Annotated in this window: 16 protein-coding genes and 2 pseudogenes; 10 read left to right on the top strand and 8 right to left on the bottom strand. The window is 63.8% G+C overall.

Going from position 1 to position 19,083, the window contains the following annotated elements; genetic code table 11:
• The 5 genes and pseudogenes from ACLHHB_RS12510 to ACLHHB_RS12490 form a co-directional block, all read right to left on the bottom strand.
• A pseudogene (locus ACLHHB_RS12510) lies at nucleotides 1–200 on the bottom strand (NAD-dependent dihydropyrimidine dehydrogenase subunit PreA); the annotation flags it as partial.
• Nucleotides 201–221: 21 nt separating this feature from the next.
• On the bottom strand, nucleotides 222–1,577 hold the full coding sequence (locus tag ACLHHB_RS12505) for an NAD(P)-dependent oxidoreductase (RefSeq protein ID WP_410218611.1): 1,356 nt from the start codon (nucleotides 1,575–1,577) through the stop codon (nucleotides 222–224).
• Nucleotides 1,532–1,948, bottom strand: coding sequence for a hypothetical protein (locus tag ACLHHB_RS12500; RefSeq protein WP_410218610.1), 417 nt, complete (start codon nucleotides 1,946–1,948; stop codon nucleotides 1,532–1,534). Before ACLHHB_RS12500 ends, ACLHHB_RS12505 begins: the two co-directional genes overlap by 46 nt.
• Nucleotides 1,949–2,743: 795 nt before the next feature.
• Nucleotides 2,744–3,178: a helix-turn-helix domain-containing protein gene (locus ACLHHB_RS12495; protein WP_410218609.1), complete on the bottom strand. Its 435-nt coding sequence runs from the start codon at nucleotides 3,176–3,178 to the stop codon at nucleotides 2,744–2,746.
• Nucleotides 3,179–3,305: 127 nt separating this feature from the next.
• Entirely contained in the window at nucleotides 3,306–3,446 is a 141-nt protein-coding gene (locus ACLHHB_RS12490) for a hypothetical protein (protein WP_410218608.1), read from the bottom strand.
• 1,214 nt (nucleotides 3,447–4,660) lie between these two features.
• Between ACLHHB_RS12490 and ACLHHB_RS12485 the strand changes: the two genes are divergently transcribed.
• From ACLHHB_RS12485 to ACLHHB_RS12465, 5 genes are all read left to right on the top strand, one after another.
• Nucleotides 4,661–4,969, top strand: coding sequence for a hypothetical protein (locus ACLHHB_RS12485; RefSeq protein ID WP_410218607.1), 309 nt, complete (start codon nucleotides 4,661–4,663; stop codon nucleotides 4,967–4,969).
• A gap of 199 nt (nucleotides 4,970–5,168) precedes the next feature.
• Nucleotides 5,169–6,287, top strand: a complete 1,119-nt coding sequence (locus ACLHHB_RS12480) for an extracellular solute-binding protein (protein WP_410218606.1) — start codon at nucleotides 5,169–5,171, stop codon at nucleotides 6,285–6,287.
• A 43-nt stretch (nucleotides 6,288–6,330) separates the two neighbouring features.
• A complete protein-coding gene (locus ACLHHB_RS12475; RefSeq protein ID WP_410218605.1) occupies nucleotides 6,331–7,395 on the top strand; it encodes an ABC transporter ATP-binding protein in 1,065 nt (354 codons plus the stop codon).
• Nucleotides 7,388–8,269 (top strand): ABC transporter permease, encoded by an 882-nt coding sequence (locus ACLHHB_RS12470; protein WP_410218604.1) that lies wholly within the window; start codon nucleotides 7,388–7,390, stop codon nucleotides 8,267–8,269. The genes ACLHHB_RS12475 and ACLHHB_RS12470 overlap by 8 nt, the downstream gene beginning before the upstream one ends.
• A complete protein-coding gene (locus tag ACLHHB_RS12465; protein WP_410218603.1) occupies nucleotides 8,266–9,063 on the top strand; it encodes an ABC transporter permease in 798 nt (265 codons plus the stop codon). Before ACLHHB_RS12470 ends, ACLHHB_RS12465 begins: the two co-directional genes overlap by 4 nt.
• Here ACLHHB_RS12465 and ACLHHB_RS12460 read toward each other — a convergent pair.
• On the bottom strand, nucleotides 9,060–9,677 hold the full coding sequence (locus ACLHHB_RS12460) for a nucleoside/nucleotide kinase family protein (protein WP_410218602.1): 618 nt from the start codon (nucleotides 9,675–9,677) through the stop codon (nucleotides 9,060–9,062). The two genes, ACLHHB_RS12465 and ACLHHB_RS12460, sit on opposite strands and share 4 nt — an antisense overlap.
• A 119-nt stretch (nucleotides 9,678–9,796) precedes the next feature.
• Between ACLHHB_RS12460 and ACLHHB_RS12455 the strand changes: the two genes are divergently transcribed.
• The 4 genes from ACLHHB_RS12455 (at nucleotide 9,797) to ACLHHB_RS12440 (ending at nucleotide 16,496) form a co-directional block, all read left to right on the top strand.
• A complete protein-coding gene (locus tag ACLHHB_RS12455) occupies nucleotides 9,797–11,680 on the top strand; it encodes an ATP-binding protein (protein ID WP_410218601.1) in 1,884 nt (627 codons plus the stop codon).
• Complete coding sequence (locus ACLHHB_RS12450; RefSeq protein ID WP_410218600.1) at nucleotides 11,677–13,032, top strand: sigma-54-dependent transcriptional regulator; 1,356 nt, start codon at nucleotides 11,677–11,679, stop codon at nucleotides 13,030–13,032. The genes ACLHHB_RS12455 and ACLHHB_RS12450 overlap by 4 nt, the downstream gene beginning before the upstream one ends.
• 199 nt (nucleotides 13,033–13,231) lie before the next feature.
• Entirely contained in the window at nucleotides 13,232–14,206 is a 975-nt protein-coding gene (locus ACLHHB_RS12445) for a TAXI family TRAP transporter solute-binding subunit (protein WP_410218599.1), read from the top strand.
• Nucleotides 14,207–14,315: 109 nt separating this feature from the next.
• The gene (locus ACLHHB_RS12440) at nucleotides 14,316–16,496 is read left to right on the top strand and encodes a TRAP transporter permease (RefSeq protein ID WP_410218598.1); all 2,181 of its coding nucleotides are present in this window, start codon (nucleotides 14,316–14,318) and stop codon (nucleotides 16,494–16,496) included.
• A 97-nt stretch (nucleotides 16,497–16,593) separates the two neighbouring features.
• On the opposite strand, the gene ACLHHB_RS12435 is transcribed toward ACLHHB_RS12440, so the two are convergent.
• Nucleotides 16,594–16,779 (bottom strand): hypothetical protein, encoded by a 186-nt coding sequence (locus ACLHHB_RS12435; protein WP_410218597.1) that lies wholly within the window; start codon nucleotides 16,777–16,779, stop codon nucleotides 16,594–16,596.
• A gap of 228 nt (nucleotides 16,780–17,007) precedes the next feature.
• Nucleotides 17,008–17,595 carry a restriction endonuclease gene (locus ACLHHB_RS12430; RefSeq protein WP_410218596.1) on the bottom strand — a complete coding sequence of 196 codons (588 nt, stop codon included), beginning with the start codon at nucleotides 17,593–17,595 and terminating at the stop codon, nucleotides 17,008–17,010.
• A gap of 266 nt (nucleotides 17,596–17,861) precedes the next feature.
• On the opposite strand from ACLHHB_RS12430, the pseudogene ACLHHB_RS12425 reads away from it, so the two are divergent.
• A pseudogene (locus ACLHHB_RS12425) lies at nucleotides 17,862–18,618 on the top strand (IS5 family transposase).
• The last annotated feature ends 465 nt before the right edge of the window (nucleotides 18,619–19,083 follow it).

Here is a 19,083-nt window from a genome sequence, read left to right as displayed (position 1 = left end):
CCGTGGATGACGCCATAACGGGGGCCGTTGACGTTCACCACCGGAGGGCCTTCGGAACCCAGCGTCTTCCACACGACGCCGCCCCATCCGGCCTGAAAGGCGCGGCGGACGTTGTACTCCTTGTCGGTGGGCGGTGCCGAGGCCAGCCAGAAGGGGTTCGGCGACTTGATTCCGATAAAGTTGCTGCGAAGGTCTGCCATGATGCGTCCTCGAGAGTCCCGTCAGCCGGGAATTTCCATGGGACGTCCGGTCAGCCGGGCGTCGATGTCTTCAGCCGCGTCGCGACCCTGTGCCACGGCGGTTACCGTCAGGTCATCCCCGCCAAGGGCGCAGTCGCCTCCGGCCCAGACCTCTTCAAGGCTGGTGCGCCCGGCTCCGGTCACGGCAATCTTGCCGCCGACGATGTCCAGCCCTTCCGGTGCCCCGGCCAGCCGCTGCCCGATCGCTCGAAAGACCTGATCGGCCTTCAGGCGAAAGCGGTTGTCGGTCAGGGCCAGGCCAGAGGGGCCGTCCTCGGTATAGGCGAATTCCACCTCGGTGACGGCGCCATTGCCGTGAACCGAGACGGGGGCCGCGTTGCAGATGATCCGCACGCCTTGGGCGGTGGCGTGATCCTGTTCGTGACGGCTGGCGCCCATGCGGTCCTGTGGCCGGCGATACACGATGGTGACGTTTTCGGCCCCCAGCAGGCGGGCCTGCACGGCAGCATCGACCGCGGTCATGCCGCCGCCGATCACGACCACGTCACGTCCGACGGGCAGGGCGGTCAGATCGCTGGCCTGCCGCAGGTCGCGGATGAAGCTGACGGCGTCGAGCACATGACGGCGATCCTCGCCCTCGGCCCGCAGTGCGTTCACACCACCCAGACCCATGCCCAGAAACACCGCGTCGAATTCGGCCCGAAGCCCGGCGAGCGTGATCTGCTGACCCAGTTGCTGCCCGTGGCGCAGTTCGATCCCGCCGATGCCCAGCAGCCAGTCGACCTCGGCCTGGGCGAAACCGTCCACTGCCTTGTAGCTTGCAATGCCGTACTCGTTCAGCCCGCCCGGCTTGGGACGCGCCTCGAAGATGACCACGTCATGTCCCTTGGCCGCCAGGCGATGGGCGCAAGCCAATCCTGCGGGCCCCGCACCCACAACGGCGATCCGCTTGCCCGTCGGGGCCGCGCGCCGGAACGGGTGGCCGCCCTGTGCCATCAGGCCGTCGGTGGCATGGCGCTGCAGGGCGCCGATCTCGACCGGCTGGCCCTCGGCCTCCATCCGGACGCAGGCGCCTTCGCACAGCGTTTCGGTGGGACAGACCCGGCCGCACATGCCGCCAAGAATGTTGGCGTGAAAGATGGTCATCGCTGCCGCATCGGCCGTGCCGGTGGCGATCTGGCGGATGAACAGCGGAATGTCGATCGAGGTGGGGCAGGCTGTGATGCAGGGGGCATCGTGGCAGAAATAGCACCGGTCGGCGGCGATGCGCGCCTCGTGCCGGTCCAGTGGCGGGGCAACATCGACAAAGTTTGCTGCCAGCTCAGGCGGGGTCAGTCGCCCCGGCATGACGCCGGGCGACAATCTTGCTTGGGACATTTGCGTCTCCTGGCTCTCCTGTTGGTCCAATCAGGCTGGCACAGGTCCGATTTTTTATCAAATGGTAAAATATTGGTGTTGGGAGTTTGCAATAATTTCAGGCAGGCAGATCCAAGTTGGCGGCCAGCCCCCACCCCGACCGTTTCCAGCCGCAACTGGTTCTCATGCAGGGCTGCCAGATCGGCCACGATGATAAGGCCCGGTCCGTCCAGCCGCGCCCAGCGGATCAGGGCACACGGTCCCTGCGGAGGCTCAGGGCCCGGACCATCATTGTCGATCCGCAGGACGAGGCGGTCGGGCAGGACGGTGACCGTCAGTTGCAGGCGGTGACAGCTCCATTCGACCGCGTTTTCGGTCAGGTTGCCGATCATATCTTCCAAATTCTGACGCTTGTCCGGAAAGGCCGTATCGGAGGGGCAGCGACCTGCGCCTGCAGGCTCTTGTCGGCCAAGGCCGGTGCAGCACCAGCAGGATGTCGTCAATTATCGGGGCCATGGGCGTGCGCTGACCCAGTAGGCGCAGACCCGCATGACGTGCGCGGCGCAAGTGCCAGCCGATCAGCCGGCCCATGCGCGTGATCTGGGCCTGACCGGCATGGTCCTGCGGCAGCTCGTTCAGTGGCGCCGACAAGGCTGTCCTCAGCGAATGGGCCAAGTCGCCCAGATGCTGGCGCGAACTGGCCAGAAGACCAGCGTTCTGGTTCAGGGCAGCATTGATTTCGTCCGCAAAGGGCGCAGTTTGCTGACATCGGGGAGGGGGAGGGCCAAGCGGTTGGCTTCTCCGGCACGGACGCGGGTCAGATTGGCTCCGCCCGTGCGGTCTAGACTGCGCAGGCCGGTCGTCACCTGGACAACGCTGGCCGCAGCCGGGCCCAAGCCCAACACCGCCAGCGCGATGGCCAGCGGGCGGATGATCTGCGCAAGGCTTCCTCGATCTGGTCCTGCGGCGCGGTGAAGGTGACGGCTATCAGCGCGTCGCCCTTGAGAATGGCCAGCTCCCGGTGCAGGACGCGGAGCCCACTCCGCTGGCGTCTCCTCCCGACAGGCTCGTCATATTCCCAGCAGGCCCGACAGGCGTCCGTCCAACAATGAGCCAGAGCGCGCGACCGGCCCACTTGCCAGTATCAGCCCGAAATTGGCAGACCAAAGCGCAGAGTGACAGGCTCGCTATCCATTCCACCCGTACATTGCATCGACCTGCAACTGGCCGATCAGGCTGTCAACGATGGCCAAGGTTTCTTCATCAGACCAGCTGGTCACGAAGTCCTGCAGCAGGTGCCGGATCAGAAGAAAGGCCGCCAGTAGGGCCACCGACAGGCAAGGCTTCAGCCAGCAGCAGGCGCGCCCGAATGAATCCGATCCCACCGCCCTCAGGACATGGCCTTCGCCGCGCCGCGTCTCGATCACGCCGTTACCAATCTTGCGGCGCAGGTGGCCGATGACGACCTCGATCGACTTGAAGTCACGGTCGCTCTCCGCCTCGTACCGATGGTCCGACAGTTTGGTGCGGCTGACGACGCGGTCCTGGTGACGAATCAGACAGGTCAGGATGCGAGCTTCGACAGTGGTCGGCTTCGCTGCCACGCCATCGTGAGTGATCAACTTCCAACTGGTCATCCAGCTGATGGCGCACCGTCCGGATGACGGTGCCGGCATGATCGGCCTCACGGCAGATGAGCGTCTGGCGCGCCGAACGATTTTGTCCAAGCGGAAAGGCTTGACCGCATAATCATCCGCATCCCACGGAAGCCTGCGCCCTTGTCAGTCCAGTCGCCCGCGCCGTCGGGACCAGGACCGGCATGGCGATGCCCCCTCGCGCCAGCGCCTCCATCCCCGGCCACCCGGGCAGTCCCAGATCCAAGGTCGCCATATCATAGGTTCGGTTGCCGCCAAGCAATTCACCATGGGTGCCGTCGGTGGCATTGAGCAGTCAAAAATCCTGCCCGCAACATCGCACAGGTCACCTATTCGGCGAGCAGCAGGTCGTCCTCGACGACCGATGCGCGCATGGGGTCCTGTTCATTTCAGCGACGCGAAACGGGCGCGCCGCGCCTTGGCCACGGGCCGGACAGGTCGAGGACGCGGCCGTTGCGGCCGTTCAGGCGGCCGTTCAGCATGTGACGAGCGGGCGTGAGGAGGCGGAACTCGTAAACCAATTCAACGCCCGGTGCACGTTCCTCGGGTCAGGGAGGGCGTGTTTCCGTTCCCACCAATTGCCTGTCACAGCGGGCGATGACAGCCTCGGCCAGCCAGCAAAAGTGCAGGGGCGGAAGCTGGTGGCGCAGGGGGCCGGCGGCGGGGGCAGAGGCTGCGCCGCCAGCATCGGCGGCAGCGCCAGCGATGAAAGCGCAATCAGCACGGCGGGTGCGCGCTTCATCGAGCCATTTGGACGCCGGGAAAACCAGATGGAAGGCAAACGAACATTAGCCCTTTGTTTGGCTGTGGCGTGTTAAGAGCGATTGGTCCAAGACCGGCAATCTGGCTGGCCGGGAAAAGGAGAAGGTAGCTACGTTTGCTTCAGGCTCCTTGTCTCCCTCTGCCGCGATCATGGGCGCGCCTGTGGTTGCGCAAACGGCTGCTCCGGAACCGCCGTCCCTGCTTCAGGGACTGGATTTGGACCGCCTCCGGTTCGAAACCAGGCGCGACGGGCAGCGGGAAATTGAGCGCGTTCTTTCCGATGGCACGCAGATTGAGGCCAAATTCGAAACAGTGGCAACCTGATGAAGATCCAGGCCGATGATGGTGTCCTGCCGCATCCGGTCGTCCAGTAGGCACTGCCGGCAACCTTGCGCGATCATCCGGCCAAGGCGTTGTTCGGGGGCTATGAGGAGATCACGGTTCATCGACGCCATACGAAGATCGAGGGCCGCCAGCAGGAGGGCAGCAAAGTCGAGGCGTAGTTCGCCCCGACAACAGCCTGATGGGATGGAAACCGAGGACGCGCCCTCGCCGCAGCTGTTCTAAATGCGGTCCTGCCACAGGCGGTTCGCAGCAACAAGGTGATGACCCAGTTCGGCACAATCCAAGGGATCAGGACACCCGGGCCACTTCGAGGTCAATGGAGAAATTGCCGATGGCGAAGACATGCACGCGCGTTTCTATGACGTCCTTCACTTTGAACGTGACGACTATGACAAGAGCTCACGGGGGGCCGTGATGATCACGGTTCCCATCATGTCCGTGATAAGGGCCCTGACGATCTGCGCAGCGGCATGCCCCGGGGGCGACACCATGGCTGCCAATCAGTACCAGACCAAGGCGGGCTATGCCGCACTGGGCCTGCTGCGCCAGCAGGAGCCGAGTGTGCTGCTGGACGCAACAAATGCGGACGGCAAAACCGTGACGCTTCAACTGGACCGCTGTGGAGATGTCGTGTGGGAAACGGCATGCTGACCCGGCCACTGGAATGCCGGCCAATGCTGTCGCAGGGGCGGCGTCCGTGTCCGACGACCTGTCCAACAAGATGCTTTGCGTCCGGCATGGGCCGCCTTAGGCTGCCGTCAACCTGATACCCTTGGCACCCTGTCATTTTTTCGACATGCATGCTGGATAACGGGTGACGGCTGACGACATCGACAAGGAGGACCAATCGATGACACGGATCGACCGACGCGGGCTCTTGCGCGGGGCTGCGGCCACTGCCGGCGTGACGCTGGCCTCACCTTTTCTGGCGCGCCGTGCCATGGCGCAGGGCGCGGGCACGGTGAACATCTTTGCCTGGGCCGGCTATCTGAACGACGAGATTCTGGGTGCCTTTCAGCAGGCGACCGGGATCACCCCGAACTTCACCCCCTATGGCACCAATGACGAGCTGCTGAACCAGCTGCGCGCCAACAACGGTGCCGGTTTCGACCTGATCTGGCCGACGGTCGACCGCGTGCCGAACTATGTCGAATTCGGCCTGGTCCAATCCATGGACGAGTCGCGCATCGAGGTGGACCGTGTCCTGCCCAGCGCCTGGGAAAACTCGGTCGATCTTGGCGCGGTCGTGGACGGCAAGCGTTACCAGGTGCCGACCGACTGGGGCACCGAAGCCGTGGCCTTCGACACCGAGCAGATGCCGCTGGAATACGGCACGGCCTCTTATGGCGACATCTGGAACGAAGGCGCGCAGGCGACTGTGCGCGCCCATTCCGCGCTGATCGGCCTTGGCCTGTGGCTGGAGGCCGAAGGCAAGCTGCCGCGCCCGCTGCTCGACGCCTTCAAGACCCCCGAGGCACAGACAGAGATCTTTGACGTGATCCTGGCCGAGGCAACCGCCCGCAAGGGCAACATCATCCAGTTCTGGAACAACGAGAACGAGGCGCAAGGCGCGTTCCGCGTCAACGGCGCGAATATCGGCCAGACATGGGATTCAACGGCCGCCACCTTGCAGCGCGAGGGCCAGCCCATCGGTTTCATCGCGCCCAAGGAAGGCGCGTTGGCCTGGATGGAAGGGCTGTCGATCCCGACAGGCGCCGAGAACTTGGACAGCGCTTACGCCTTCATCAACTGGTTCCTGACGCCGGAAGCAGGCGCGATGTACACCAACGCGACCTCGATCAACTCGACCGCAGTGGGCTCGGACCAGCTGATATCGGACGAGGCCAAGGCGTTCTTTGCCGCCGCCTATCCCGGTGATGCGCTGGAAAAGCTGTGGTGGTGGCCGATCCAGGAAAGCTGGTACGTGACCAAGCGCAACGAATACCAGGACCGCTTCCTGTCGGCCTGACCCATCGGGGGCGCCGTCGAGGCGCCCCCAGCAAGGAGGACAAATGTCCCATTCAGTCGAACTGGCCGGGATCGGCATGACCTTCGGCACGACCCGCGCGGTCAGCGATGTCAGCTTCAAGGTTCAGGCCGGAGAGTTCTTTTCCATCCTGGGCCCTTCCGGCTGCGGCAAGACGACGATCCTGCGCATGATCGCAGGTTTCATCGAACCGACAGAAGGCCGGGTGCTGATCGGCGAGCGTGACATGAAGGGGCTGGGTCCGAACCAGCGCCCGACCGCGATGATCTTTCAGTCGCTGGCGTTGTTCCCGCTGATGTCTGTGCGCGACAACATCGCCTTCGGCCTCGAGGCGCGTGGCGTCAGCCGTGCCGAACGCCGCGCCAAGGCAGACGACCTGCTGCGCCTGATCGCGCTGGAAGGTTACGGCGACCGCATGCCGGGCGAGTTGTCAGGCGGCCAGCGCCAGCGCGTGGCGATTGCCCGTGCGCTGGCGGTCGAGCCGGGTGTCCTGCTGCTGGACGAGCCGCTGTCCGCCCTTGACCTCAAGCTGCGCCAGCACATGCGGGCCGAGCTGCGGGCGCTGCAGAAGCGGACGGGCGTGACCTTCATCTATATCACCCATGACCAGTCCGAGGCGCTGGCGATGTCGGATCGCGTGGCAGTGATGTCGAACGGCCTGCTGCAGCAGGTCGCCACCCCGCGCGAACTGTACGATAACCCTGCAACGGCTTTTGTCGCCCGTTTCGTGGGCGAGACGAATGCCATCGCTGGCCGGATCGCGGCGGTTGAGGATGGCATTGCGCGCATTGACACCGAACTGGGACCGCTGACGGGGCGGGCGGGGCCGGGTGCGACCGTGGGCGCGGCAGGCACGATCTATGTCCGGCCCGAGGCCCTGATGCCGGGCAGTGGCACGAATGCCCTGACCGCCCAGATCGAGCGGGTGGATTTCGAGGGCGCCTTTGCCCTGGTTCATGGTCGCTTCGACGGCGGTGCCGCGCTGGCAGCTTCGGTACCCTCGACACGGCTGGCGGAGGCGCCGGTGCCGGGAAGCCGCGCCAGCTTTGCCTTTGCCCCCGAACATGCGGTGGTGCTGGGCGATGGGTGATCTGAAAAACCGTTTCGGCGGGGGGCTTTCCACGATCTTCCTTGCGCTGGTCTTGCTCTGGCTGGGGGGGATGGTCCTGGCACCCAACCTGATGATGATCGACTATGCCCTGCGCCCGAACCTGCCACCGGCGGCGCTGGGCGGGCCGGACGACATCTATTCGCTGTCGAACATCCTTTATCTGGCAAACGAGCCGACGCATCGGGCGATCTTCTTCAAGACGATCTGGGCCAGCGGGCTGGTTGCGGCAATGACGTTCCTGGTCTGTTATCCGATCGCCTTCTGGATGGCGCAGCGCGCCACCGTCGGGCAGCTGTCGATCGCGCTGTTGCTGATCATCATCCCCTTCTTCATCAACGAGGTCCTGCGCACCCTGGCTTGGTTCATCATCCTAGCTTATCGCGGTCCACTGAACAGCGCGCTGATGGGCATGGGGATCATCGACGCACCGATCCGCTGGCAGGGCGATGGCGGCGTGCTGGCGGCGATGGTCTATGCCTATATCCTGTTCATGCTGCTGCCGATCTACAACGCCATCGAAAGTCTGGAAAAGGCCCAGATCGAGGCGGCCCGCGACCTGGGCGCATCGCCTTGGCGCATCCACATGCGCGTCGTGATCCCCCATGCCAAGGCGGGGATCGCGACGGGGTTCGTGTTCACCTTCATGCTGGCGGCCGGGTCCTATGTCGCGCCAGCGCTGCTGGGCAGCCCGGGCAGCCGCTGGTTCACCGAGATCATCTACAACTGGTTCTTCGAGGGCGGCGACTGGAACCGGGGGGCGGCCTATGCGCTGGTGCTGCTGGTCCTGTGCCTGTCGGTGGTGCTGGTCACGCTGAAGATCGCCCGCGTCAACCTGACGGATGTCGCGAAATGAGCGGGGCGGATCGTATCTTCCGGGCCGTGTTCGTCTTCTACCTTGGCCTGTTCATGGTCTACCTGTTCGCGCCCCTCATCATCATGGGCGCGGCTTCCTTCAATGAAAGCCGTTTTCCGACGGTGATCCCCTGGCAGGGAACGACGCTGGACTGGTTCCAGGCGATGTGGGCGGATGCGGCCATGTGGCAGTCGCTGTGGACCTCGGTTCTGGTGGCGGTTTGCGTGGTGCTGATCGTGGTGCCGGTGGGGACGGCGGCGGCGCTGGTCCTGACATCGCTGCACGCGCGGGCGCGCAGCTTTGCCTATGCGCTGATGGTGTCGCCCCTGCTGACACCGGGGGTGGTGATCGGGATCTCGACCCTGATCCTGTGGCGGCAGATGGGCGTGGGCGGCGGGATCTTCCTGATCGTGCTGGCGCAGGCGACCTTCATCATCTGCTACGTCATGCTGATGGTGATGGCACGCTTGCAGCGCTTCGACCGCACGCAGGAGGAGGCCGCCTTAGGTCTGGGCGCATCCCGCATCATGGTGTTCCGCCGTGTCCTGCTGCCGTTCCTGCGGCCGGCACTGCTGGCATCAAGCGGGCTGGCGGTGCTGCAATCGATCGAGAACTACAACACGACCCTGTTCGTGCGCGGGTTCGAGACGCCGCTGACGGTCTTTATCGCCACAAAGGTCCGCACCGGTCTGACGCCGGCCGTCAATGCGCTGGCGCTGATCATCATTGTGGCGACGGTGATCGGGGCCATCGCCTACGAGATCGCCCGCCGCCGCAACGGGACGCAAGGCTAGCCGTTCGGCAGGATCAGATCCGCAGGACGGCTTTCGCGGCAGACCAGCATCATGTTGGGCAGGTCGTTCCCCTCCAGCTTGGCCTGCGCCTGTGGGGCGGGAAGGTCGCGCCAGCGCGCGGCCAATCTGTCGCGCAGAACGGGCTCGGGCACGTCGAGCATGACGGTCAGGGCGAAATGACGGCCGAGATCCCGCCAGCCGGCATGGTCCAGCAGCAGATAATTTCCCTCGACCAGGATCAGACGCGCCTCAGGGGAAATTTCGCGCGCTCCGGCACGCGAAATTTCCAAGCTGCGGTCAAAAACAGGCACCAGCACCGGGCGCCCGTCATCGGCTGCCAGCCGTTCCAGCATCACCGACAGCCCATCCAGATCGAATGTATGCGGCGCACCCTTTCGTGCCAGATCACCCCGTGCGGCCAGCAGATCGTCATCCAGATGATACCCGTCCATCGGCAGCAGGGCGGCCGCCGGCAGGTTCTGCAACAATGCTTCGGCCACATGGCTCTTGCCGGCGCCGGGGGGACCTGCCAGCGCCACCAGATGGCGCCCGGGGCCCGTTGTCATGCCCGCAAGCCGGCGGCGCAGTTCTTCAATCTCGATCCGTTGGGTCATCGCGATCCTCTGTTTGAGCCGATCTGTCCACCAAGCCAGCCGTCTGGGCAAGGGCCAAGCAGGCTTGCCCCGGGGCGCATCGCGGGGAATGATGGGCCGGGCAAAAGGGCAGGACCGGTGTGGCGCATGTAACAGAGCCGATGGCGGCAAGGACAAGGCGCCGGAGCAGGACCACCGGCTGGTCGCTGACGCGCCGGGGACAGCGTCTGGCTGCGGTCGCCTTTCTGCTGATCGTGGGCTGGGCAATGCTGGTGCAGGGGAATGCCTGGCTGGCCAGCCGCTCCATTGCAGCCACCGTTCCGCAGGGCGAGAATATCCTGCGCCTGGCCGTGTCCGGTCTGCGGGGCGAACTGGCCCGTTACGAACGCCTGCCCGACCTGATGGCGCGGTCCCCCGTTCTGACCAGGGCGCTGGACCCGGATGTGACGCAGGCCGACATTGCGGCAGCCAATCTTTACCTGCGGCATGTCACGCAGTTGATGGGCCTGTCGGATGCTTATGTCATGATGCCCGACGGGACCACGGTGGCGGCCAGCAATTTCGACCAAGGCCTCAGCTTTGTCGGCGAGAACTTTGAATACCGCCCTTATTTCCGGGATGCGCTGTCCGGGATACCGGCGCGGTTCTTTGCCTTGGGGACGACATCGGGCAAGCGGGGTTATTACTTTGGGGCAGCAGTGCGCGACCGGGGGCGCATTCTGGGCGTTCTGGCGCTGAAGGTCGATGTCGACGCGATCGAGGACAGCTGGCGGGCGGCGGAATACGAGATGATCGTGACCGACAGCGAGGGCATCGTCTTTCTGGCCAGCCGCCGCGACTGGCAGTTCCGTTCCCTGAACCCGCTGACGCCCCAGGCGCGGGCGCGGGTCGCAGCGACCCGCCGTTATGATGACGAGCCGCTGACCGTCCTGCCGCTGCGCCCGACGGGCACTGTGGGCGCGCACCAGACACTGCGCCTGGACCTGCCCGGCGCGCATCGCGAATTCGTCGCCGTGTCCGAGACGATGCCGGAGGCGGGATGGACCGTGCAGGTTCTGCTGGACACTGCGCCTGCGCGGCGGCAGGCCCTGACGGCCGCGGTGGCGGGGCTGCTGATCATCGGGGCGGCCTTGGCAGGGCTGATGGCCTGGATGCAGCGCCGCGCCCGCCTGAGAGAGCGCCTGTCAATCCAGGCCGAGGCGCAGGCCCAGTTGGAAGGGCGTGTTGCCACCCGCACGGCCGAACTGGCCCAACTGAACGCCCGGCTGGAGGCCGAGGTGGCCGAGCGCCGCGCGACCGAGGCCGAACTGCGCCGTACGCAGCGTCATCTGGTCCAGTCGGCCAAGCTGGCGGCCCTGGGGCAGATGTCGGCCGCCTTGTCGCATGAACTGAACCAGCCCCTAGGCGCGGTGCGGAATTTTGCCGCCAATGCCGTCACCTATATCGACCGCGGTCGTGTTCCCGAGGCGCGCGACAATGTTTCGCGCATCCTGTCCCTGACCGACCGGATGACCGAGATCGGGCGCACCCTGCGCAATTTCGCCCGGAAACCCAATGCGCAACTGAGCGAGGTGGACCTGCACGATGTCCTGCGCGACGCGCTGGAGGTGATCGCCTGGCGCATCGGCAAGCGAGAGGTCGCCCTTCAGGTCGATCTGCCGCCCGGCCCCCTGATCGTGCGGGCAGGTCCGGTGCGGTTTCAGCAGGTGATCGTCAACCTCCTGTCGAACGCGCTGGACGCGCTGGAGGGGCAGCCCGACGGCACCATCCGCGTCAGCGCACAGTCTGCCCCGGACCATATCGTGCTGAGCGTCGAGGACAACGGTCCCGGCATTGCCGAAGGGCTGGAGGACCGCATCTTCGATCCCTTCTTCTCGACCAAGGGCGTGGGCAGCGGATTGGGGCTGGGGTTGTCGATCTCGTTCAACATCATCAAGGACTTTGGCGGCGAACTCCGCCTTGTGCGTCAGCCGCGCGGTGCGTGCTTTCGCATCCACCTTCCACGGATCGGAGAACCCGCATGAGTGTCGGACGCATCCTTCTGGTCGACGACGAGGCTGACATGCGCCTGTCCACCATGCAGGCGCTGGACCTTGAAGGTTTCGAGGTCGAGGATATAGCCGATCCGCAGGCCGCGCTGGAGCGGGTGGGCTTCGGCTATGACGGCGTCGTGGTGACGGATATCCGGATGCCCGGCATGGACGGCCTGACCCTGATGAGCCGCATCCGGGACATCGATGCCGATATCCCGGTCATCCTGGTCACGGGCCATGGCGATATCCAGCTGGCCGTGCGTGCCATGCGCGAAGGGGCGTATGATTTCGTCGAAAAGCCCTTTGACGGGCAGCAGCTGGCCGAGATTGCGGCACGGGCGATGGGCTATCGCCGGATCGTGCTGGAGAACCGCGTGCTGCGCGCCGCGGCGGGGCAGTCCGACGATCTGGAAACGCGGCTGGTCGGGCGTTCAAATGTGATGATCGACCTGCGCCGCCGCCTGCGCACCATCGGCCCGACCGAGGCAGATGTGCTGATCGTGGGCGAAACCGGCGTCGGCAAGGAAGTCGTGGCCCGCGCGCTGCACGATCTGTCGCCCCGTGCACGCAAGCCCTTTGTTGCCATCGACTGCGCCGCGCTGCCTGCGGCCCTCATCGAGTCCGAACTGTTCGGCCATGAGGCTGGCGCCTTTCCCGGTGCGTTGCGTCCGCGCTATGGCAAGTTCGAACATGCCCGCGGGGGGACGATCCTGCTGGACGAGATCGGCTCGATGCCGCTGGACGTGCAGGGCAAGCTGCTGCGTGTGGTGCAGGACCGGGTGATCTCGCCCCTCGGCGCCAACGAGGATCGGGTGCTGGACGTGCGCTTCATCGCGACCTCGCGCAGCCCGCTGGAGGATGAGGTCGCGGCAGGCCGCTTTCGCGCCGACCTGTTGTATCGGCTGAACGTGGTCACGCTTCATGTGCCGCCACTGTCTGCGCGGCGCGAAGACATCCAGTTGCTGTTCATCAAGCTGGTACAGGAGGCCGCGGCCCGTCACCGCCGCCCGCCGGTGGCTGTTCCTCCGCAACTGCTGGCCGAGATCGGAGAGCGCGCTTGGCCCGGCAATGTCCGTGAGTTGCGCAATGCCGCCGACCGGCACGCCCTGGGCATTGCCCTGCAACCGGCCGAGGAGCGGAGCCCTGACCAGATGCGTTTGGCGCATCGTGTTGCCGCCTTCGAGCGGGACGTGATCGTGGCCACACTGGCTGCACACGGTGGCCGTTTGAAGCCCGTCTATGAAGCGCTGGGGCTGTCGCGGAAGTCGCTTTACGAAAAGATGCAGAAATACCGGATCGACAAGACGCATTATGCCGATGCCGGTGACGAAGCGGACGGATGATGGGGAGGTTTCCACCCACCGGGAGCGGACAATGTTACCGGATCCACCCACTCGGCAGGAATAATGGCACCATTCCCGCACGCCCGTTGCATGGCGGCATTGCGTCAAGGGCATGGCTGTTCTTTAACCGTCTGCACGTCATCCGGCGACCTGAGGCTTCAGGCCGTTCAGGCCGGAAAAATGATCTGGGAGGATTGTCATGCGTTTCGTTGCTGCCGCTGTCGCGGCCACTGCCGCCTTTGCCTTGTCGCCCGCCTTTGCCCAGGAGGATCGTGCCGATTGGCCGTCCAGCCTGACCATCGGCACGGCCAGCCAGGGCGGCACCTATTTCATCTATGGCACGGGCCTTGCCGGCCTCATTTCGCAGAACCTGGACGTGAACGCCTCGGCCGAGGTGACGGGCGGTCCCGTGCAGAACGCGACGCTGGTCGAAACCGGCGATCACCAGCTCGCACTGGTCACGATGGGCCCCGCCTATGAGGCGTGGACCGGCAACAGCGAACTGGCACCGGGCGTCGAGCACAAGGCCCTTCGCGCGCTGTTCCCGATGTACCAGACGCCTTTCGAGGCGGTCGCCCTGCAGTCCTCGGGCATTGCCGACGTGACCGACATGGCCGGCAAGCGTGTGTCGGTGGGTCCGGCAGGTGGGACCGCCGCCACCTATTGGCCCCGCTTTTTCGAGGTGCTGGGGGTCGAGGCCAATATCAGCTATGCCGGTGCCAATGATGCCACCAGCCAGGTTAAGGACGGTCTGATCGACGCTTTTGCCTTTGCGGCGGGCGTGCCGATTTCAGCCTTTGCGCAGATCGCGGCGGAAAATCCGGTGAACATCTTCGGCTTTACCGGAGAACAACGGACGCAGATCCTGGAAGCGATGCCCGAAGTCGCGGCCTTTGAAGTGCCGGGTGGCATGTATCAGGGCTTTCCCGAAGGCCATGGCACCGTTGCCATGTGGAACTTTGCCGTGGCGCACCAGGACATGCCCGACAGCCTCGCCTATGAAATCACCAAGATGGTGATGGAGAACAATGAGGCGATGATGCAGATCCACGCCACCGCTGCCGAGACGCTGCCGGAAAACGCCGACAAGAACACCTTCCTGCCGTATCATCCGGGCGCGCTGCAGTATTTCGACGAAAAGGGCATCGAGATCCCCGCCGAACTGCGCGGCTGATTCCTGCCTTGCCGGGGGCCGCTCGCGGCCTCCGGTTTGCTCCTTCAACCCTTGATCGGCTTGGCCGCCCCGGCATCTGACGTGCGGCACCGTCCGACGGAGATGTCCCATGTCTTCTGATGCTGCACCCGCGGCAGGAACCGGCCCCGTCATCGCCCAGGGCGTCGACGAAGAGCCGATGGCTCCGAACCAGCGCGATCCGCAGGCGCGGACTGGCCAGCTGATCGCCATCCTGTGCGCCACCTATACCATTTTTCACCTGGTGGTGATGGTCCTGTATCCGCTGGAAACCTGGACCTATCGCATGATCCATGTCTGCGGCGGCCTGATCATCGGCTTTTTGACCTATGCGGCCCTGACGCAGCGCGGTGACGCGTCCGAGGGTCCGGCACGTCGCACGGCGCCGGAACTGGCCCTGCTTGCGGTCGCCGTTCTGGGCATCGGCTATGGCTTTGCCATCGTGGCCTATGCCTGGCTGGCCTGGTGGATTGCCGGGGTCGCGATGCCGCCCGCCTTCGGATTCCGGACCTATGGCCTTCCGCTGGCGATCGGCTCTGGGGCGGCCATCGTTGCAGGCTGGCTTTATTCTTCGCGCGACCGCAGCCGCATCTACCCCGGCGACCTGCTGCTGTGCTTTGCTTCGATCGCGGTCCTTGGCTACATCCTGTTCGTCGTAGGGGCGCTGCGGATGCGGGCCGGAACCGGCATGGCGCAGCCCGGGGACCTTTGGGCCGCTCTGACGGGGGTTTTGCTGATTTTGGAACTGACGCGCCGCCTGACCGGTCTGGCACTGGTGATCATCGTCGGAGTCTTCATCGCCTACAGCTTCCTCGGACCATGGCTGCCGGGCTTCCTGAACCATCGCGGCTATACGGCGACCCGGTTCTTCACCTATATCTTCACCGACCAAGGCGTGCTGGGCGACCCGATCGCGGTCAGTTCGACCTATATCATCCTGTTCATCGTCTTTGCCGCCTTCCTGCAGGCGTCGAGGGTGGGGGATTATTTCGTGAACTTCGCCTTTGCCTGTGCCGGTCAGGCGCGGGGCGGTCCGGCCAAGGTCGCCGTCTTTGCCAGCGGCCTGATGGGCATGATCAACGGCACATCCGCAGGCAACGTGGTGTCCACGGGATCGCTGACCATCCCACTGATGAAGAAGGTCGGCTATTCCCCCAAGTCCTCGGCCGCGATCGAGGCCACGGCATCGTCGGGTGGCCAGATCCTGCCGCCGATCATGGGTGCCGGTGCCTTTATCATGGCCGAGGTGACGGGCATTCCCTACACCGACATCGTCATTGCAGCCATCATTCCGGCACTGCTGTACTTTGTTTCCGTCTATTTCATGGTCGACCTTCAGGCGCTGAAGCTGGACATGAAGGGACTGCCCCGATCCGAGCTGCCCCGCTTTGGCGACCTGGTGAAGCAGATCTACCTGTTCCTGCCGATCATCATCCTGATCTATACGCTGTTCGCCGGATATTCGGTCATCCGGGCAGGGGCGATGGGCATGGCCTCGGCCGCAATGGTCAGCTGGCTGACGCCCCACAGGATGGGCCCCCGCCAGATCTTCCGCGCGCTGGACATGGGTGCCAGGATGTCGATCCAGCTGGTCGCCGTTTGCGCCGCCGCCGGCGTCATCGTCGGCGTCATCGCCCTGACGGGCGTGGGCGCGCGTTTCTCCTCGCTGCTGCTGACGATCGCCGATCAGAACCAGTACCTGGCGATGTTCTTTGCCATGTGCATCTCGATCGTCCTGGGGATGGGCATGCCCACGACGGCGGCCTATGCGGTGGCGGCAGCGGTCGTGGCGCCGGGGCTGATCTCGCTTGGCGTGCCGGTTCTGGTGGCGCATTTCTTCGTCTTTTATTACGCCGTCATGTCCGCCATCACGCCGCCCGTGGCGCTTGCGGCCTATGCTGGGGCCGCATTGTCGGGATCCGACCCGATGAAAACCTCGGTCGAGGCGTTCAAGCTGGGGCTTGCGGCCTTTATCGTGCCGTTCATGTTCTTCGGGTCGCATGAACTTTTGATGCAGGGCGAAACCGTTGACATTATCCACGCCACGGCGACCGCGCTTCTGGGGATGTTCCTGCTGTCGGCCGGGGTGATCGGATATTACTTCGGTCCGGCCGGAGGAGTGATCCGCCTGATCCTGATCGCAGCCGCGCTGGCGATGATCGCCGTCGGCTGGACCAGCGACGTGGTGGGTCTCGTAACGGCCTTCGCCTTGTTCCTGTGGCAGCGGAAGATGGTAAGCCCGGTGACGCTGGCCCACGGGCGCACCGACTGACGTGGCCATCCAAAGGCGGGTCCGAAAGGGATCCGCCTTTTTCAAGGCGGGTCATGATATCAGCATCCGGTGCAGGGCGCGGAAGGCTGTTCAGAAACTACCTGTTCTGCTGATAGCCCTGATTCGTCGTGTTCTGCTTGATGTTTCCCTGCCGTCCTTGTTCGTCCAGATTTCTCTGGTGAGGGTCGGGCGCAGGTGTATCGGTCGTGACACTGGCATTGCCGGCGGCTTTGGGGCCTTTGTCGCTCTGATTGTCCGGCGGGACTGGCGGAAGCTTTGACATGATGTCCTCCTTTGCTCGCTCTGAAACATCTGTTGCTGGAGGTTGTTCCAGCCAACAAAGGCAAATGCAGCAGCATGGTTTGACCCTCAAACCATGCTGCTGTCTAACGATACAGGGCTTGATCAGGCGTTGTGCCGGGACGGGCAATGCATTGCCCGGCATCAGTTGGCCTTGATGAACCGTTCTTCATGCGTTGGTTGCTTCATGGGTGTTGAGAACCTTTGAGACTTACATCCATATGATCCGGTGCATCCGCGGAATGTCCCTGACATGCAGGAGGTGGACGCCCGTTCTTTTCGACAGTTCATGAGCGCTGGCGGTATAGCGGCCGGTCGTGATGACGGCGGCCACGTGGGTGCGGTGATAAGCCTTCCCCGAATAAGCCTCCTGGACGGCCTTGTTCCCGACCGATCCGCTGTAATGCTTGCACTGGATGCCCACGCGGCGACCATGCCTCGTCGCGATGACATCGATGCCTTGGTCGCCCGATCTGCTGGTGACCACGACCTTCCAGCCCTGCCGCCGAAGACTCCGCGCGACCAGATGCTCGAAGTCATGGCCGTTTCTGGCCGCTGGCCTTGTCTTGTACCGGCGAAAAGGCAGGGCGCGCTTGCGGCGACGGAGCAGCAAGGCAGGCGCCGCCAGACTGGACAGGACCAATCCAGCCAGAACAAACGGAAATTCCGGCCGCCGCCGCACGACATCAGGCGCAAAGGCAGAGATCGCTGCGCAAGATCCTAGGAACAGGGCGAGGAGGAGCATGTAGCGGATCAGGTAAAGGAGCGTCCGGTAGAGTCTTCTGAGCGACTTCCTCATGTCAGGCCTGCGGGTCCACGTGTTGTTGTTTGGCTTGCCAGAACATCGAACAGGTGTTGTTGCGCTGCTCCATGGAATGATCCTGTTTCGTTCCGGAGGAGCGACATAGTCTGATAAGGAAAGCGCGCCAAGAGGCCATGGTTGATTCTGACAGACCTTGAGACAGGCTGTGCCTTGGCCTCGAAATTCGCCGCTGATGTGCGGATCGCTGAGAGACGAGGAGGCTGGGACCGGGAGGCACCTGTTTCTGCAAGAGGGCCTGATGGATGAGCAACCTGTTCTGGCTGACTATGGCGCAGATGGCGCGCCTTCGCCTCTTTTCTACCAAGAGCCATGGCCGCCCGCGTGTCGACGATCTGCGTTTGCCGAGCGGCATTGTCTTCATCAGCCGCAATGGCTTGCGGTGGTGCGATGCACCGAGGGAGCACGGATCGGCCGAGACCCTGTCCAATCGTTGGAAGCGCTGGAGCGATGACGGAGTCTTTGCCGGATCATGATCGGCCTGGCCGCCGAGGACACCGATCCGAAGGCGATCATGATCGATACGGCTTTTCTGGAAGCGCACCGCACGGCGTGCAGCCTGCGCGCAAACAAGGGGGCTTGGTCGCCAGATTGGTCGAACAACAGGCGGCATGAACACAAAGCTGCACGCCGTTACCGGTGCAAAGGGCCGACCTATCCGGTTCCACCTATCGTCAGGACAGAAACGGCGATTACACCCGAGCGGCGGCACTTCTGGGCAGTCTGAGGCAGGCCGATTGGCTTTTGGCCGACCGGGGATATGACGCCGACTGGCGACGAGAAACGCTCAAGGACAAAGGGATAAAGGCCTGCAGCCCCGGCCGGAAACCCCGCAAGACGACGATGAAATACGACAAACGACGTTACAAAAGGCGCAACCGCATCGAGATCATGTTCGGTCGATAGAAAGACTGGCGACAGATTGCCACGCGTTACGACAGCTGTCCGGAGACCTATTTCTCCGCAATCGCATTGGCCGCGACCGTCACCTGCCGGCTATGATCAAGAACGAGCCCTGACCTTATCAGGGCGTCAAAGTGCCTCTGGCTGTTTGTAAGGCTGATTGGGCGGGTTCGAACACTTTTCGGTTCTGAACTTGAAGGCTTTTGCAAAGTAATCAAAAAAAAATTTTACATTTCAAAGATTGGCTACAAAGCGTCATGCAGACCTGTAACAGTCGAAAAATGTCTCAAATAAAGCAAGTCGATACAGGAGTTTGATGACCGAAAGAATTGGACAGAAGCTCTTCGCTGATCCTCCAACTTGCCGCCGGATCAGTCCCCCTGAAGTTCCGATCCAGGATATGAGGGTGCTGCCGGCGGCGGCTTGCTTGTATGGTCGATTTGAGGCCATCAGTAGGCCGTGCCCTTGCAATGGGCTGTAAAAAAAGCAGTATTACACGCCCGCCTTGATGTGACTGCCTCCGAGGGCATCTGTGTGCCACGGTGGGTGTGCAAGGATCGCAGA

The sequence above is a fragment of the Paracoccus sp. (in: a-proteobacteria) genome (genome assembly GCF_046462195.1).
GTDB lineage: Bacteria > Pseudomonadota > Alphaproteobacteria > Rhodobacterales > Rhodobacteraceae > Paracoccus.
Note: the sequence above shows the minus strand (reverse complement) of the source record. Positions and strands in the feature narration are given on the sequence as shown.